The organism is Kitasatospora sp. NPDC059327 (assembly GCF_042752535.1).
GTDB lineage: Bacteria > Actinomycetota > Actinomycetes > Streptomycetales > Streptomycetaceae > Kitasatospora.
In genome coordinates this window covers 1-17,104 of record NZ_JBHYYB010000116.1, presented here as the reverse complement: position 1 = coordinate 17,104, position 17,104 = coordinate 1, and the positions used below count along the sequence as shown (strand labels likewise).

12 protein-coding genes and 1 pseudogene are annotated in these 17,104 nt (G+C 71.3%); 6 read left to right on the top strand and 7 right to left on the bottom strand.

The features are described from left to right. Positions 1–119: 119 nt before the first annotated feature. Together ACFXHB_RS38590 and ACFXHB_RS38585 are read right to left on the bottom strand one after the other, a co-directional pair. The gene (locus ACFXHB_RS38590; protein WP_380580738.1) at positions 120–644 is read right to left on the bottom strand and encodes a hypothetical protein; all 525 of its coding nucleotides are present in this window, start codon (positions 642–644) and stop codon (positions 120–122) included. A gap of 1,833 nt (positions 645–2,477) precedes the next feature. Further along, positions 2,478–2,798 carry a hypothetical protein gene (locus ACFXHB_RS38585; RefSeq protein WP_380580736.1) on the bottom strand — a complete coding sequence of 107 codons (321 nt, stop codon included), beginning with the start codon at positions 2,796–2,798 and terminating at the stop codon, positions 2,478–2,480. A gap of 564 nt (positions 2,799–3,362) precedes the next feature. On the opposite strand from ACFXHB_RS38585, the gene ACFXHB_RS38580 reads away from it, so the two are divergent. Further along, positions 3,363–4,013: a hypothetical protein gene (locus ACFXHB_RS38580; RefSeq protein ID WP_380580733.1), complete on the top strand. Its 651-nt coding sequence runs from the start codon at positions 3,363–3,365 to the stop codon at positions 4,011–4,013. Positions 4,014–4,111: 98 nt separating this feature from the next. Here ACFXHB_RS38580 and ACFXHB_RS38575 read toward each other — a convergent pair. Further along, a pseudogene (locus tag ACFXHB_RS38575) lies at positions 4,112–4,422 on the bottom strand (transposase); the annotation flags it as partial. On the opposite strand from ACFXHB_RS38575, the gene ACFXHB_RS38570 reads away from it, so the two are divergent. Beyond that, a complete protein-coding gene (locus tag ACFXHB_RS38570; protein WP_380580730.1) occupies positions 4,397–4,705 on the top strand; it encodes a TetR/AcrR family transcriptional regulator C-terminal domain-containing protein in 309 nt (102 codons plus the stop codon). The pseudogene ACFXHB_RS38575 and the gene ACFXHB_RS38570 overlap by 26 nt on opposite strands. After that, a complete protein-coding gene (locus ACFXHB_RS38565; RefSeq protein ID WP_380580728.1) occupies positions 4,695–4,883 on the top strand; it encodes a TetR/AcrR family transcriptional regulator C-terminal domain-containing protein in 189 nt (62 codons plus the stop codon). Before ACFXHB_RS38570 ends, ACFXHB_RS38565 begins: the two co-directional genes overlap by 11 nt. Positions 4,884–6,544: 1,661 nt before the next feature. Here ACFXHB_RS38565 and ACFXHB_RS38560 read toward each other — a convergent pair. The 3 genes from ACFXHB_RS38560 to ACFXHB_RS38550 form a co-directional block, all read right to left on the bottom strand. Next, positions 6,545–8,185, bottom strand: a complete 1,641-nt coding sequence (locus ACFXHB_RS38560; RefSeq protein ID WP_380580725.1) for a hypothetical protein — start codon at positions 8,183–8,185, stop codon at positions 6,545–6,547. A gap of 307 nt (positions 8,186–8,492) precedes the next feature. Beyond that, positions 8,493–9,896 carry a nucleobase:cation symporter-2 family protein gene (locus tag ACFXHB_RS38555; protein ID WP_380580723.1) on the bottom strand — a complete coding sequence of 468 codons (1,404 nt, stop codon included), beginning with the start codon at positions 9,894–9,896 and terminating at the stop codon, positions 8,493–8,495. Between the two features lie 1,079 nt (positions 9,897–10,975). After that, positions 10,976–12,280, bottom strand: a complete 1,305-nt coding sequence (locus ACFXHB_RS38550) for a YncE family protein (protein ID WP_380580721.1) — start codon at positions 12,278–12,280, stop codon at positions 10,976–10,978. A 459-nt stretch (positions 12,281–12,739) separates the two neighbouring features. Here ACFXHB_RS38550 and ACFXHB_RS38545 point away from each other — a divergent pair, with 459 nt between their 5' ends. Together ACFXHB_RS38545 and ACFXHB_RS38540 are read left to right on the top strand one after the other, a co-directional pair. Next, positions 12,740–12,910: a hypothetical protein gene (locus ACFXHB_RS38545; RefSeq protein ID WP_380580719.1), complete on the top strand. Its 171-nt coding sequence runs from the start codon at positions 12,740–12,742 to the stop codon at positions 12,908–12,910. 607 nt (positions 12,911–13,517) lie between these two features. Beyond that, complete coding sequence (locus ACFXHB_RS38540) at positions 13,518–15,140, top strand: serine/threonine-protein kinase (protein WP_380580717.1); 1,623 nt, start codon at positions 13,518–13,520, stop codon at positions 15,138–15,140. A gap of 532 nt (positions 15,141–15,672) precedes the next feature. On the opposite strand, the gene ACFXHB_RS38535 is transcribed toward ACFXHB_RS38540, so the two are convergent. Continuing rightward, entirely contained in the window at positions 15,673–16,080 is a 408-nt protein-coding gene (locus ACFXHB_RS38535; protein ID WP_380580715.1) for a DUF6896 domain-containing protein, read from the bottom strand. A 593-nt stretch (positions 16,081–16,673) separates the two neighbouring features. Here ACFXHB_RS38535 and ACFXHB_RS38530 point away from each other — a divergent pair. After that, positions 16,674–17,104: Rieske 2Fe-2S domain-containing protein (locus ACFXHB_RS38530; protein ID WP_380580713.1), on the top strand; the 431-nt coding region annotated here is incomplete at its 3' end.

Genomic DNA, 17,104 nt, shown 5'->3' with positions numbered 1-17,104 from the left:
TCCCGCCCCCGCGCTCTGCGCGTTCTCCGCGCGGGCGGGCGGCGGGAGCCTCATCTGTGGTTCCGCGCCCGCGCCCGCCGGGGTGCGCGGGGCGGTGTCCGGGCCCGGGCCCTCAGCGCCTACAAGGCGCGCAGCAGGAACTGGGTGGTGGTGTAGCCGGCGCCGCCGGAGCAGGTGTAGTTCTGCTGGGCGGCCGTGTACGTGAACCCGGACGGCACGGAGCAGGCCCACATGCCGGTCACGGGCCTGTAGAGGAGGAACTGATTGGTCGTGTAGCTCCCGCCGCTGGAGCAGGTGTAGTTGCTCAAGACCCCGGTGTGGGTGTAGCCGGGCACGGTGGCGCAGGCCCAGAGACCGTCGGCGGGCGGCTCCGCGTAGAACTCGGTGGTCCGGTAGCTGCTGCCTCCCGAGCAGGCGTAGGAGCTACGGGACGAGGTGTAGGTGTAGCCGGACGGGACGGAGCAGGTCCAGAAGCCTGAGGTGGCCGCGGTGGTCCCGGCGGCCGCGGCTTGGGGGGCCTGGGCGATGGTCGCGGCGGCGGCTGCCGGGGCGCTCGCCGTGCTGAGGGCCGTGGCGAGGGCGAGGGCTGCCGGGGCGGCGGCGGCGAGCAGCGTGCGGAACACACGGAAGGTCGTACGCGGCATGGCGGGCACTCCTGTCGGTTCGTCCATCGGGCAGATTCAACGGGTGGGGCCGACCGGGGGTCTGGCCCGTGTCCCGGCCGCCTCAGAGCGCGCGCCGGAAGGCTGTCAGGGCCACGGCCACCAGACAAGGCCGGTGCCACGCGGTCCGCCGTATTCCGGCCACCACCGGCACCCCGGCCGACCTGCGGGCCGACCCGGGCACACCCCCGTGCCAGGGCGTTCGGTACAGGTGGAACGGCGGGCTCCGCCCCCCTGGGGCCGTACGGGTCAGCCGGCCAGGGCGTCGAAGCGGACCTCCGGGTTGGCCGCCGTCGGGCCGTCAAGGAGCGGCAGCCCGTCCCCCCTGCGGACCACGGCCAGCTGCGGAAGCCGCTCCGCCGAACTCCCGGCCCTCGGAGCGATCCCTCCTCGGCGCAGCCCCCCCCGGACGGCCGGGCTGTGTACAGGCCCGGCCGTCCGGGCCCGGCAGCACGGGGGCTTCACCGCACGGCGCCCGGCCCGTGAGGGTGTCCGGTCCGGGCGGTGTGGAGCACGCTCAGCCGCACGGCACCGGCACGGCGAACCGGAACCGGGCCGGAGGGGGCGGCCAGGCCGGCCGGACCGCGGCGCAGCGCAGCGCAGCGGGCGGACCCAGGCCGAGCGGGTCGGAGAGGGCGGGGCCAGGTCCAGCGGGTCGCCCCGGCCCGCACCACCACCGTGTGCGGTCGGACCTGGAACCTGCTGTGATCGGCGGCGGCGCCCCTGTCGCGGGGGGGATGGTGGGTATGCCGTTGCAGCGGCGGGTGCGACCGGTCAGGTGGTCGAATCCGTGTCCACAGCGTCACCTGAGGTAAGCGATGGGCATCCGGACATGGATACGAGCGGCCAGGAGCTGTCATTGACGGTGCGGTGCCCCCTGTGCCAAGCCCAGCCAGGAGTCATGTGCGGCAACCGCAGCGAGGTCCACCCCGTACGACGCGGCGCGGCCCGGAGCGCCGCCCGCCGCGTGCGCCGACCACTGGGGGCCGGCTCCCCGGCGGACCGGCCCGGCAGCGTGGGACGGCTACTTCGAGCACGGCAACGACGACTGGCCCGACCGACCCAGTCCCCCGGACTCCGCGTCGCCGGCCTCGGGGCGCCGACGAGTACGAGATCATGTGCTTCGCCAAGCCGCGGACCGAGGAAGGCTGCCCTGTCTGCGACCGGGACTGCTGGCTGTGCCACGCGCGCGCGGGCCGCAGCCGAGCACCAGGCGGCCCTCGACGGCGCCGGCTCCGCGATCGGCCGCGCCCCGACATGACCACCGGACGGGGGCGCGGCCGTTACGCCACCGCTTCCCCGTCCGGTAGTTGATGCCGACGATCCGACATGCTTCCTGACTGCTCACGCCTTGCTGCACGAGCTGAAGATAGACGCGCCGTTCCTGTTGGAGAACGTGCCCGGACAACCGACCGGTCTCGGATCTCGTAGTCCATCGCACCCCTTGAGCTGGGGTGTTGCAACGATCCTTAGAACCCAAGGACAAGCCCGGGCCCCGTTGCCGTACACCCTGCCCGAACCAGGTGAAGGGTCGGAAGCGGCCGCGGCGCACGACGGGCCCACTCGGCCGCCCTCGGGCCGAAGGTCAGCGAATCCGCGTGATGCACAGCGGTCCATGCCTCGGCGTCAACAGCGCCGAGGCGGGCTCCGGCGACCGCTCGGAGGGCTCCGAGATCGCCCGGCAACGCTACACAGAGCTCCCGGCCAGAGGTTCCCGGTGGACGCCGTCGGCTGCCCGGCACACAGCGGGCCGGGACGGCGGCGCCGCCCCGGCCCGCCACTCGGCAACCCCCGTGCGCTGCCGATCGGAGGGCACTACCGAGTGGCGTACGACATACCGGTCGCGCCGATGCCGGACGGGCACTCGGCCTTGTTGTACTCCCAGCGCCAGTACGGGCTGCTGGGGTAGGAACGGGCGTTGCCGCACTTCACGTAGACGCTCACGTCGACCCCGGTGCCCTGGCAGTTGGCGTGGGCCCGCCCACGGCCGTTCGCGTAGTCGATCCAGGTCGAGCAGGCGGCCACGGCCCGCGCCTGCGTGCCCGTGGCCGGAGCCGCCGTCGCCGTTCCCGGGGTGACGATTCCCGCCAGCATCAGGCCGGCGGCTGCTGCGGACAGGGCGAAAGCCTTCTTCATGGAGATCTCCGCTCAGGGTTTGGACATCGAGGCCGACTGCCTCGGGACACGACTGTGGCACCCGATGCGGCGTCCCCTCGACGAAACTCCTGTCCGGGACAGCCCTGGACACCGATCCTTGGCGTTCCCGCTGCTCACCGCACCTGCCGCGCCCCTGTCCCGGACAGGCCTTCCCCACCCGGACAGGCTCCCCACCCCGACCCGCAGGCGAAGCTGGCTTCGTTCACTTCAACCGACAGCGTTTGTTCGTGGGTTCCGGCGGCGTTCAGTGATCACCGGCACTCTGGATGTTCATGGGAAATGACGGCAGCGTCGCCCTGCTCGGTGGACTCCTCCCTGACCTGCTTCGGGGAACGGTGCCGCGGACGGACGGCGCCTCGCGGTCGACGCCGAGGGCGGAGCAGCCGTCGCGATCGTCTCCGAGGCTGGGCTCCGTTTGATCATCATCGGGGTCAGCTGCCAGGATCATCTGACGATGCGACAACCTGATGGGTTGGTCCGATGAGCCAGGGGGAACGGGCGATGCGGTTGAGGTCCGGTATTGGTTCGAGGGTGGCGGTTCTGATGGCGCTGGCGGCCTTCGCCACCGCCTGTGGTGGCGAAGGCTCCGATCCGATGGGCGGGAAGCCGCCGGCCAACGACAGGTCGACATCAGGCGCGAACGCGGGCACGGGTGCGGGTTCGGGCAAGCCGAATGGCAGCAAGACGGACTTCGACACCGTGTTCAACACCGAGGACCGGATCCGGCAGGCGCTCCCCGACCCGGGGGCGATGAAGGGCTGGAAACCGAAGACCGGCCGCGCGAACATCGAGGAACAACCCAAGTCCGCGGCGGAGTGCGGTCCGGACACGCATTGGGACTGCACCCGCATCGCGAACGGCTCGGTGAAGTTCGAGGCGGCCGGCGAGAACGTCTACTTCGACATCCAGGCCTACGCCGACAAGAAGGCCGCCGAGGCCGCGTGCAGCGAGGAGAAGGACTGGTCGGCCAAATACGCCAAGGCGGAGGTGGCGCCGGTCCCCAGCGTCGAGGGGCACGCGTACTACCGCAACGCCGGTGGTTTGGACGGCCTCGACCTCATCATGTGCCTGGGCACGGTCATCGCCGAGGTGAGGCTGGAGGACGGGGGAGGCAGCTCCCTGGACCCGGCCACCGTCCACTCCTTGGCCCAGCTCTTCGTCCCCCGTATCCAGAAGGCTGCCGCAGCCTCCTGAAACATGCCGGGGGTGCACGAGAGGATCGGTGTCCGCCGCCACGTGCTGGCGGCGGACACCAACAAGCGGACTCCTGGAGCGATGTCTGAGCTTGCCGTTCAACCCTGGTGCGCTTGGTACTTCTTGATCGTCTTGGCGCGTTTGACGGTCTTGCCGACGTCGTGGCGCTTGGCGTGCCGCCCGTTCTTCGAGCCGGGAGGCCGTCCTGGCCCCGGTCGGGAGGGTTTCGGCGCGGCTGCTGGGCAGGTGGCTGTCGCGTGGACGTCGCGAAACCCCCGACGGACGCGGGCAGGGGTGAGGCGCCCTGGCTCGGCCGGTCGTTCCCAGGGTCTGCGGAGGTCCTCGGCGAGGGGTCGGTGAGGCGGAGCTGGGTGTGGGCGGCGATGATCAGCCAGGTCCACAGATCGGCAGGCAGTATCCGTGTGGCGGAACTTCGGGGCGGGCCTGACCCGGCGGCACCCGCGACGCAATCCGGTGACCTCGGTGCCGGCCTGAGCGCGATCGGCCGCCAGTACGCCGACCTGATCGGCCGGCCCGCGATGGCGGCCCGCTTCCGCGTTGTCATCGCCGAACTGCCGCGCTTGCCCGGAACTGGGACGGGCTCAGTTCGAGCTGGGCAGACCGCGCTACTTCATCTCTGTCCAGCACTACCTGCAAGCCGAGCACGCCGCGGGCACCGCGGTGGTACCTGACGCGGAGAGCGCCACCGACCAGTTCCTCGGGATGATCGCCAACTACGCCCTGTGGCCACGGATGCTGCTCGCCGACTGGAGCCCCACACCTGCCGACGTTGGCCACGCCGTCGACGAGGCGGTCACGACGATGCTCGCCCGTTACGGCCGCAGCGCCGCCGACCCGCAGCACTCCTGAGGGCCCCGGTCCCGCCGCGGGTGCGGACGCCCATGGCCGGCCCCGCGCGATTGAGCGTGAAGGGCAAGCCGGGCGGCGTCGCTGCCGGCCAGGGTCCGGCGATGATCCAGGCGACGAACACCGAGGCCACTGCCGGCCGAAGGAGCACGTCTCCCGCGAGGAACCGCTGGGGGTTCTTCCCACGACCTCGAAAGCCGGCCGGAGGGTTCAGGCCACTCGGGCCGACTGAGGTGGGCCGTGCTCCCGCATTGCTCGAAGAGGTGACCGATATGCCCGGTTCTCTAGAAGTCGCAGAAACCCTACCCCTGGCCGCATGGAGAGTTGCAGATCATCAAGTCTGCTCTCTGCGCCCGCAGGGGTGGGCCCGGGAACGTCCACCCGCCGAAACCGGCGCGGGACCTCGCCCTTGCCCACCGACGTACGCGAGGAGCCTCTTGTGGGTGATCGTCACGTACTCGCCGTCGAAGCCAACCTGTCCGGTGCGACCCTTCGCCGCCATCAAATGCCCAGCATCCGACGTCCGCGTTCCGGAGCCGCCGGAGGGACGGCATCGGACCGGCGGGGTTGGGGCTTGGTGGACCGAACGTTCCGGAAGTGGTGACCCCCATGGTGGAGGCCACCACTTCTGATCGCGCGGGTGCGTGAGCGCGAGGAGGGAGAGGCCATGCGTTGCGCGGTGCTACCGTCGCGATCGACCCCTCCAACGCCACCCGATGGCGAGGCCGGCCACCGGCAGCGAGAGGAATCTCAACGGCTCCGGGACCAGCCAGAACGTCAGCACAGCGAAGACGGTCAGTAGAGCGACCAGCTCGACGGTGAATCGGTAGCCCCACGTCGCGGGCCACGCCCTCCGGCCTGCGTCGCTGTTCTCGTCTGCGGAGGAAGGTGATTCTGCAGGCATACCACGCGGCTTTCTCTCGGCAGGGCGATGATTGGACGGTGCAAGCCGGTGCGGGTGCGCACCGGCTTCGGTCGCATCCGCACTGAACTTGGTCAGGCTAGGTTTGTTTACCATTCGTAACGCCCTCGGTGTGTACCGATTTCCCGGAAGAGCTCTGCCGTGAAGACCCCCGCATGCGGCTCCTGAGGCATATCCCTTGACGTACGCGGCTCCTGAGGCCGCTGGTACCGCATCCCCGGGTACGTCCGTTTCGACCGACGGCGTAGTCGGCCACTGCGGCGGTTGCCGCGACGGCGCCCCCTGCCGGGAGGCATCCCACCCGTGCGGTAGCGGCGCACATGGCGCGGGTGGCCACGCCACCGGCGACGTACGCCACCGGCCGGGTTGTCGAGGCGCACGCCCATGACGACGATGCCGTCCTGGGCCTCGGCGGAGCGCTGCTTGGCACCGAGCCGGCCGTGGCGGTTGGCCTCCCGGCCGGTGGTCGGGTTGCCGTACCCGTCGGCGTCGAGGAGGACGGGCGTGGTCAGGTCGGTGCCGGTGACGAGCACCACCGAGCCGAGGAGGTTGGCGAGTTGGAGTCTGACTGCCCCGGTGGCGGCGGGTCGCCGTCGCCGCCGGCGACCCGCCCGGCCTTGGAGCGCCACCACGACCTCCACGCGGGCTCCCGGCAACTCATCGGCCCCGAGGTGAAGGTCACTGACCGCCTGGGGCGGAACTCACTGCCCGATGCGAGAGGCGGTGCGGGCGGCCGGACGTCTCACGCGACGCCGATGAAGACCGCCGTGACAGCCGCGCCGAAGAGCCAGAACGCGGCCCCTGCGAGGAGTGCCGGAAGAGTGGTCACGCCGATGGCCATGGCCGCCGCCAGCCCGGTCCACACAGCCGCGAAAAGGGATCCGATGACAGACATCTGGCTCGGGCCCCGGCGCCGGCGCAGCACGGTGTACCCGGCCAGGGCGGTTCCCAGCCCGATCAGGATCGCGGTCCGGATCTCGGGCCAGTCCAGGTGGGCGGATTGCCGGTCGGTCGTGCCGGCGACCGTGATCGCGGTGACGCGGCCTCTCCAGACTCTGAGGTCGGCGGTGGATCCGGGCCGGGCCGCTTTGTAGATGTCCTCCCCGACGGTGTAGATCGCGTTGCGGCCGGACGCGTGGAGGATGGTGAGTTCCAGGTCGGGCGGGTCACCGCCTTCGGAGCGCTTGCCCGTCACCTGTCCGCTCTCGTGGGCGACGCAGTCCCTCTGGACGGGCCCGGCGGTCGCGCAGGGCGGCGCGTGCAGATCCGCCGTCGCGTCCTGGTGCGCGCCCGACCAGCGGGCCGTACCGACGACGAGTGCCGCGATGGCGGCCACGAGCATGAGAACCCGTACTCGTCGGCGCCTGCGGTTCGCGGCCTCCCGGTCGTCGGGGGAACCGTCCCACCTCGCGCGCAGCCGGCCCAGGAGGCTGCGCTCCGGTGGGAGGGTTTCGCCGCGGGGCGGTGGCATGGTGATCGCGTCGGTGGTCTGCCACGACGCGATGGCGGTCGGCGTCTGTGGGGCGGAGAGGGCCGGTCCGTGGCGCGGGTCTTCCGGTGGGCCCGCGAGGCCGAGAACGCGAACGGCCACGGGGTGGAACCGCTCGGCGTTGAGCGTCTCGACCTGGCGTCGGAGCGTGGCCAGTTCGCGGGCCAGGTCCGCGGCCTTGTCGCGGACGCGGCTGCAGTCGTCCTCGACGCCGAGGCTGTGGGAGGCAGCGTCCCGGAGTCTCCTCTCCTGGATACCGACCAGTTCCACCAGGCGGCCGTGTTCCCACTCCGCCGCCGCGAGGCGGCTTGTCAGCGATGTCAGCTCTTCGGCCGTGGCCGCCTGCCGTGTCCGGGCGGGGGCGCGTTCCGGGGCCAGTTCTTCACGCGCCGAGGGCGGTTCCGCGCGTGCGGCTTCCAGTTCACCGTCGGCGGGGTCCGCCTCCGCGCGGGCCCGTTCGCGTCGCTCCGCCAAGTCCGCCGCCGCAGCGCGCCCGCGCGCCCGGCCGAGGGCACGGTCCTGTTCCTGTTCCTGGATCAGCTTCGCGACCACGGCGTGCAGCTCGCGGACGATGTCCTGGGTGTAGGCCAGCCGCACCGCGGGTTGTGAGCTGGTCCTCCGCGCCTCTTCTCGCAGTGCGTGCAGGCCTGCCCGTTCCCCGTCGTCCAGCGGCCGGCCGTGGTCGGCGAGAAAGGCGATGAAGAGGTCGAGGGTGCTCTCGGGGGCGATCCGTTCGCCGGCGAGGTAGCGCGAGAGGGTGCCCTCGGCGATGAACAGGGCGGCGGCGAGCCGTTTCTGGGTGACGTTCGGCGGGCCTGCGCATGCCTCGAACAGGGCCTTCATCCGCTGCCCGTACGCCAGCGCGTTCTCGCGGCCCTCGTCGGCCTCGCCCATCGGTCCCGCCCCCGCACATCCGTCCCGGCCGAGCGGCCGTGGCAGCGATCCTCCCACCGTGGCGCCCGCGGGCGCCAACTCCGGAAAACCACCGCTCCTCGACAGCTGCGTGGACGACGAGGGGGGGACGGGGCCGAGAGAGCCGGATCCGCGGATGCCTGAAGCCCGCCCCGGGCCCTGACCGGTCGCCGAGCGCCGGCGGACACCTGCCGGCACCCACCGTCGTGATCACGAACCGGGGGTGGTCGACCGGGTGATCCGGTCGGCGGGCGAGGTCACCGGATGTGCCTCGCCCCCCGACCGGAGGTCAGGCCGGCTCGTCCACCCGGCCCGGCGCGTTGATCAGCTCCTTCGGCGCGGACGCGGGTGGGACGTCGCGGCCGCGTCCGAGGTGGTTGAAGACCAGGTTCAGCGTGACCGCCAGCAGGGAGCCGACCGAGATACCCGACTGCAGCACGGTCGCGACCTGCTCCGGGAAGGCGTGGTAGAAGTCCGGGAAGGCGATCGGGAAGATCCCGAAGGCGAGGCTGACCGCCACGATGATCGCGTTCGACCCCGTGCTCAGGTCGGCCCTGCCGAGGGTACGGATGCCCGCCACCGCCACCGACCCGAAGAGCACGACTCCCGCCCCGCCGAGCACCGGCTGCGGCACCAGCGAGACCAGCGCGCCGACCACCGGCACCAGACCCATCACGATGAGGAAGACCCCGGCGAGGGCGACCACGAACCGACTGCGGATCCTGGTCAGCGCCACCAGCCCGATGTTCTGCGCGAACGCCGAGCAGATGAAGCCGTTGAACACCCCGCCGAACGCCGTGGCCAGCCCGTCGGCCCGCAGACCGCCCGCGATCGTGCGGTCGTCGGCCGGCCGCTCGACCACCTCGCCGAGCGCGATCATGTCCGCGGTGGATTCGGTCATCGAGACGACCATCACCACCAGCATCGAGATGATCGCGGCCACCTCGAACCGCGGCGCGCCGAAGGCGAACGGGTGCGGCAGCTCGAACAGCGGCAGGCTGCCGAGCGCTTTCGCGTCGACCTTGCCGAGCGGGATCGCCGCCAGGGTGCCGACCAGCAGGCCGAGCAGGATCGAGATCCGCTGCGGGAACCCGTGCAGGAACCGGTTGAAGACCAGCACCGCGAGCAGGGTCAGCCCCGCCAGGCCCAGATTGGCGGGCGAGCCGTAGCCCGGCGCGAACGGACTGCCGCCCTGCGCCCAGTTGCCGGCCACCGGTAGCAGCGAGATGCCGATCAGGGTGATCACCGTGCCGCTGACCACCGGCGGGAAGAATCTGACCAGGCGGCAGAAGACGGGCGCCAGCAGGAAGCAGAACAGCCCCGCCACGATGGTGGAGCCGAAGATCAGCGGCAGTGCGGCGTCCTTCTTCGCCGCGACGACCGCCAGGATCGGCGAGACCGTGGCGAACGAGACGCCGTTGACGAACGGCAGTCGTGAGCCGACGTTCCAGAGACCGAGCGTCTGGAGCAGGGTGGCGATACCGGCGATGAAGAGGCTGGCAGCCAACAAGGTGGTGAGCTGGGCGGCGGTGAGGCCGGCCGCGGCTCCGATGATCAGCGGCGGCGCGGCCACGCCGGCGTACATGCTGGCGACGTGCTGGAGCGCGACGGCCGACATCCGACCGGCCGGCAGCAGCTCGTCAACGGGGTGCGGTGGCGTCTCGGGCTCCGCGAGCGCTGTCCGACGTCCCATGGCTCTCCTCCACATCTCATGGTGTTTCGGGCCCGGGAACGACGACCGAGGTGCGGGACGTGGCGACGTTGGGACGACCCTGGTGGACGACGGTGCCGTCGCCCACCTGCCGGAACCCGCGGCGAGCAGGTCCGACCCATGAGTGGATCCACGATGCGGAACTTGGATTCCGCACCGAGACGCAACAGAATGTAGAAAGCATTGGCGAGGCGGTCAATACCTCTCACTCGACAGTCGCGCCTCGCGACCGAATATGGAGCTTCCTCCAAGGCCGGCTCGGTGCCGCGCCGCGCTCGACGGCCATCCGATGTGGGGCGCCCGTTCGTGGCCGTTCGACGCGGACGAACGAAGCCGGACCGGCGACCTGTCTCGGGGCGGAACCGGCCGCCTGAGCCGTCAGACGGCACCAGCGATCGGCGGTGCGCGGGCGGTGCGCGGGTGTCGGGGCTGCCGTGGGGGCGACGATCCGCGTCCTCGGGGCGACGGCCTGGAGTAGCGGGGTCGTGGTGGCGGTCGTGGTCCGAGCCGGTGTGGCGCCTCTGGTGACGCCGCTTCGGTTCAGTCGGGGAGCCGGGGAGGTGGTCGTCACCCGGCGCAGGAGTTCGGCGCTGCCGGTGGTCCGCTTCAGGCGGTTCAGGAGCAGTTCCGCGGCCGACTGGCGGTCGAGGCCGCCCAGGGCGCGGCGCGGGGTCCAGGCCGCGGGGGTGCGGGTGTGCCGAGGAGGAGTTCCTCGCGGCGGGTGCCGGAGGCGTTGACGTCGCCTTCCCGCCGGGCGGGGGCTCGCCACGCGGGAGGCGGTCCGTGACGGTCCGGATAAGGTTGTCGGTCTCGGTCCACCGGGCCGCTGTGATCCTCGTGCTGACTTCTCGTCAGGGACTGTGCTACTGGCGGCGTCGACCTCGGAGAGGACCCGCTGAGCGCGTTCGTACGCGCTCCGGAGTCGGGTTCTCCCGGTCCTGCGGGTCGCGCCGAGACCGCCGAGGAAGACTCTGGACCGGTCGGCGTGCTCGGCCCGGACCGGCCCGGTGGCAGCGATGCGTGCCTGCCACCGGGCCGTGCCCGCCAGGACACCGTCGTGCCTACAGCCAGGTGACGTCGTCGCCGTCGACGATCAGGTTGTCCCAGGACGGGATGCGGTAGAACTTCTTGTTCTCGCCGCCGCCGAGGACGGCCTTGCGCCAGACGCCGACGCCGTCGGTGAGGGTGTAGGAGCCCTCGTAGACCTTGTCGTAGGCGGGTACGAAGGTGCCCTGCTCGCAGGTGACGTCGGTGGACCACATGCCGTGCCCGTCGGAGTTCTCGTTGTACCGGCGCGGCATGGCGCCGCGCCGGTACTGGCCGACGTACTCGGGCTGGGTCTGGGGGTCGGCTTCGCCGGCCGCGGCGGTGACCACGGCCAGCGGTGCGCCGGCCAGGCGGGCGGGAACGGACGCCTCCGAGGCGTCGGGGGCGATCACGGCGCAGGTGTGGTCGGAGTAGGCCACGCACACGGTGCCGTCGGGGGCGACGGCGATGGCCGGGGCCCCGTCCGGGGCGCTGGGGAAGGTGCCGGTCTCGGTGAGGTCGGCGGCGTTGAGGACGCTGCCCGCGCGGTCGGCGTGGACGGCGTAGAGGAGGGTGCCGTCCGGGGAGGCCGCGAGGGCGGTCGGGGCGGAGCCCTGGGCGCGGGCGGTGACGGTCATGGTGGCGGTGTCGATGGCCACCAGCGGGTCGTCCTGATGGGGCACGAACGCGTACAAGGTGGCGCCGTCGGCGCTGAGCAGGATCCGGACGCCGCGGTATTTCTCGGCGGGGGCGGCGATGTCGACCACCTGCCCCGGACCCGGATCGGTCTCCTCCGCGTTGTCGTCCCGCGCGTCGCTCCCTTCCGGTGCCCGCTCGGGGACGTCCATGGCCAGCACGCAGGGCGTCTCCTTCCGGTTCGAGTTCTGACCCTGCCGGCCCAGGTAGAGGCGCTTGCCGTCCGGGGACAGCGCGATGGTCGCCCATGAGCCGAACACGGGCTTCTGGGGGACGGCGTGGTCCCCCACCTCCTTCCCCTCGGCCGTGTCCAGCTCGAACACGACCACGCCCTGGGCCAGCAACAGACGGCTGCCGTCGGCGTTCACCGCCACGTCCGTCGTCGACGGACTCTCCTGGTCGGAGTGGAGGGTGTCCGCCTCCAGGGTCCGGGTGTCGACCGCGCTGACGTTGTGGCCTCCCTCCGACAGCGCGTACAGCTTGGTGGCGGCGCCGCCGGACCGGGCGGCCAGGCCGCGGGCACCCATCAGGGCCTGGGTCGCCCTGATCCGGCCGGTGGCCGCCTCCAGCACCGCGATGCCGCCCGGCTCCGGCCCCGTCTGCCGGTAGGCGATGTAGAAGTGAGACACACCCGACTCTGTCACGCGACATTCCTCCCGAACGGCGGCCGGCCCCGGCCGCCCCACGCGCCCGTACCCTGCCACCCGCCGCCACGCAGCGTAGCCGCTCCATCACTTGCCCGGAAGTTCACCAAGCCGCCCATGACCGGCCCCCGGCCCCATCCGGCCGGAAACCGACTCCCCCGCACACCCGTCATGCCCCGAAGGCCGTCGGCCGCGAGGAAGCGGCTCACCCGCACGAGCGGCCCACCCGCGCGAGCGGATCGCCCGGCCCAGCGGGCGACCGCCGTCGGGGAGCAGCGGCTGGAGCGGACGGAGATCACCTGGGAGAGCGTGCCCGAACTCACCACCCCCGACCCGCAGATACACCCCTCGAAGCGACCGTCGCGGGCGCGGTGAGAACCGGACCGACGACGCGGGATTCCCTCGAACGGGGCACTCCCCATCGTTCGGCGCGCGGTGCGGTGAGGATCCGACCAGGCGGTGCCGTTCCCCTCGGCCCGCCCGGCGGTGCGGCACCGGCGCGGGCACCTGCTCGACGTCGAGCAGGTCCTCGCCGACGTCATCACCGGGCACGACGGCGCGCCGCTGTGCACCCGGCGGCCCGGTCAGCACGCCGGCGGACCACCACCGGAACGCCCGCTCCCGACCTGACCGTGCCCCGGGGGCGGAACCCCTCGTCGATCGCCGCCCGGGCACCGCCCGCGCCGACATCCACTTCGCGAGGATCGGGTCGTACCAGCCACCGCACGTCAGCTCATCCAGCCCCTTCACCAGCTCGTCACGCGGCGACATGCCGCTCTTCGCTCACCGCCCGCGGCCCACGCACACTCACATCCCTTTCGCAGCGCACACACCACTCCCCCGCGGACGGCGACCCACCCCGTTCCCCGGTCAACGATCCCACCAGCCAGCAGACCGGAAATCCTTCGGCACCGGCAGGTACGACCACCGCACTTGGGGCCAGGCCCGCCGCAAGATCTCCTGCCCCGGGGCCAAGACCACGAGAACCACGAGAACCACGAGAACCACGAGCGACGACAGCACGCAGACCGACCAGACTGCCCCCACCCCCCGGCCACCTCGGAGGGCCACCGGTCCCACCGACCGCGGCCGAGAAACCGGCGTACGACCTGGCCTCCCGCACGTGACCGCTCCCCGAGCCGGCGAACGGCGAACGGTCCGCGCCCCGCGGAATCACCCGCCACCCCAGTCTCGCCAACAACTCACCCCACGTCATGAGCCGTTGTAGGGTTTGGCCGTGAGCGGACAAAGGAGCCTCGCCGACGGCCGGTACGCGCTTGAGGACGAGCCCATCGGCACGGGCGGGATGGGCTCCGTCTGGCGCGGGTACGACCGGAAACTGCACCGCGCGGTCGCGGTCAAAGCGCTCCACCTGCCGGACGGCCTCAACGCCGAGGAACGCGCCAGACTGCGGGCACGCGCGATGCGTGAGGCCAGGGCGATCGCGCGCCTCGAACACCCGGGCATCGTCGCGGTTCACGACGTCCTGGAGGAGGACGGACAGCCATGGATCGTCATGCGGTTCATCGCCGGCCGGACCCTGGACCAAGAGGTCAGGACCAACGGCCCGCTGAGTGCGCGCCGGGCCGCCGAGGTCGGCGCACGGCTCCTCGACGCACTGTCGGCGGCACACGACGAGGGCGTCCTGCACCTCGACGTCAAACCGCAGAACGTACTGCTCGACGACAAGGACCGGCCGGTACTCACCGACTTCGGCATCGCGTCGGTCACCGGCGCCACCGCTCCCCAGACGAAGGCCTTGCTCGGCACAGTCGGCTATGTCGCCCCGGAGCGCCTCGCCGGAGCCGAACCGGGTCCTGCGGCGGACCTGTGGTCGCTGGGCGCCACGCTCTACTTCGCCGTCGAAGGACGACCCGCGTTCACCGCGAACGACGTGGCGACCGTACTCGCGGCGGTCATGACCCGTGACCCCGAGCCGATGACACGCGCGGGGATGCTGGCGCCGACGATCGCGGGTCTGCTGGCACGGGATCCCGGCCGGCGCCTCGACGCGGCCGGCGCCGACGCGGCACTGCGAGCCGCCGCCACCGCGACCGAGATCACACCCCCTGATGACCCACCGCGCACGAGAGCCCTACCCACCGAAGCCCTTGACCCACCGTCCAGGCGGCTCTCACGGCGCACCACCGTGGTGGCGGTGGTCGCGCCCCTCCTGCTCGCCGCCGCCGCTTTCCCCTACGCGCTCTTCCACGACCGCGGATCCACCGGGCAGCGGCCGGACGCGGCGAACTCCCCGGCCGCAGCCTCCGCAACCCTCGACCCGACACCCACCTCGACGCCCACACCGACCCCGACATGGACGCCGACACCCACGCCGACCCCGACGGTCGCCGTGCGCTACCGCGCGATCCCGGAGATCTGCGCCGCGGTGGGCAGCCGGTCCGGCGCCATCATTCCCGACATGGACACCGGGAAGGAGGACAACGAGGCGGTCGGCGCCGGCCAATTCACCGGCATCGCGGAGTCCCACACCTGTCGATGGGCCACCCAGGGTTACTGGTCCAACCATCCCTGGGGCGCCGAGGTGGACATCGACCTCTTCCGGTTCACATCCGGCGCCCACGGATCAGCCGCCTTCGAGAAGGAACGCACGAACTCCTTCTACGGAAGCGCCGCACGACTCCAGGACTTCGCCGACGACCTCTGCCTGGCCAACCCGACCGGCAAGGACTACGGGTACGCCCACGTGATGTTCCGCATCGACAACCTGCTCGTACAGGTGGCCTACGAAGTGAACATCAACACCCCGGGCCCGCCCGCCCCCGCGCCCTCGGAAGCGAGACCGCGCGGCCTGGACATAGCGAAGCATGTACACGACGTGCTGATCACCGGCGCGTAGAGCCCGTGACCGCGGCCCGCAAAGCCGAGCTTCGTCCACCGATCGTGGGCGCGGGCGGGTGTGCACGAGCCGAACCGGGACACAGGAGGGGGTGCCCCGACCGGCTCCGGGCTTCGGCACGTTGAGGGCCGACCTGCTCCCGGAGGAACGACCGTGAGCCCGCTTCGCGACCAGTGGGGCCTTCTCGAAGAACTCGGCACGGCCCACGACGCCGAACCGTGGCCAGCTGCACGGCCGCCACGACGAAGGGGACAACCGCCGACGCGACAACGCCGTCCAGGCCCTCGCCCTCGCCCTCGCCCGGGAGCGGCTGCGCGAGCCGGCTCCCGTAGGCCATCCGAACTTCCCGGGCCCGTGCGGAGGCGGTGCCGGTCGGGCGGCGCGGATCACCGCCGATGGCGTCGTGGCCCTGCAGTACCGCCACCGTCGCTCCCAGCCCGCCCCGCACACCACAAGAATGGCACCGAGCCCAGACGATCGGGGCAGGCCGCGGACAGTTCCTGAGCTGCAACGAAAGGGAGGGCCGGTTGAGTCAGGCGCCGGATACGTCAGCCCCGGCAAGTCCGTCATGAGTGCCGGACACCGTGAACCACCCGGGACTCACCTCGGCCAGGACATCCTTCAGACTCTCGACCGCCGCCCGCAGCTCTTCCGTCGTGAGGTCGACAGGCGTGGGCAGGCTCTGTCCGTAGCACCGTAGACGCCAGAAGTCGAAGGCCATCACCCCGCCGAAGAAGTCCACGTCGACATCGACCCCGCCCGGGCCGATCATTCGACAACCCCTGCCGTGCACCAGATACGAGTACCTGCCAGCCTCACCACTGCGGCCGATCCGCGCCGAGCGGGCAAGCACCAGCACGTCAGCCAGCCGCTCCAGCGCAGGGAATGCCTCGCGCATCGCGCTGCCGGCCGCCCCGAGATCGCTGACGAAGGCGAGCACCAAGTCTCGCGACGACTGAGCTGAAGCAGCGTTGCTTCCCAATCTCCGCAACGCATCCCCCGCGGCATCACCACATGATCAAGGACCGCGATTCTTCCATGGTGCAGTTCACCGCGCCAGAACCCCACCTCGGTTGGCCTGCGGGTCAAACGCGAGCTCAGCTGGTTCTCCATGGTCTGATCCGGTCGCGTTCGATGATGCTCTCGGGTCGTCTCCTACAGCTTGACGATCCATAGAAGCTTCAGAGTCAAGCTGAGCTTGTCATTCATCCGGTTCGTCGTGGTTCGGTGTCGACTCCCGGGCGTTCAACGCGTGCACGGAACCATGGCCACATGTCTCTGGCCGGTGCCCAGGAGCGGGTGTCTGATGTGAGTGAACTCCTCGCCTGAACCTGGGAAGCCCTTGATGTCCACTGACTCGGCCGACGGAGCAACCCAGGGCTGAATGTGCTTCTGCTTAACACGTGCCGCCGGACCGTCCGCCGCTCCGATGGCCGGGAGGTACAGCAGAGCGCACTCCCGGCCGCTTCCGCAGCTGCTTTCCCACCCATCAACGCTCGCGTTCTTCCCATCCACCTTTCGAGGGGACCCGCCATGCGTATTCGTCCTACCCGTGACCAGGTCTGGCCCGAGGACAGCTCCGACTCGCTTCTGCCCTACCCGAACGGCTGGTTCTGCGTCGGGCCCGCCACCGAATGGAAGCCGAAGACCGTCCTCACCAAGCCATTCATGGGGCAGGACATCGTGGTGTACCGGACCGCGCGGGGAGTCCTGCGCGCGGTACGTCCGTACTGTCCCCATCTGGGTGCCCACCTCGGAGTCGGCGGCACAGTGGACGGGGAACTACTGGTCTGTCCCTTCCACAAGTTCGCTTTCGGCCCCGATGGAGCCTGTGCGCAGACCCCCTACGGCCAACCGCCCCGGGCCAGCCTCCAACTGGTGCCGGTCGCCCAGGCCGCGGGGTTCGTCTGGGTCTGGCACGCCCACGACGGAGCATCCCCGTCGTGGGAACTGCCGGACCAGTT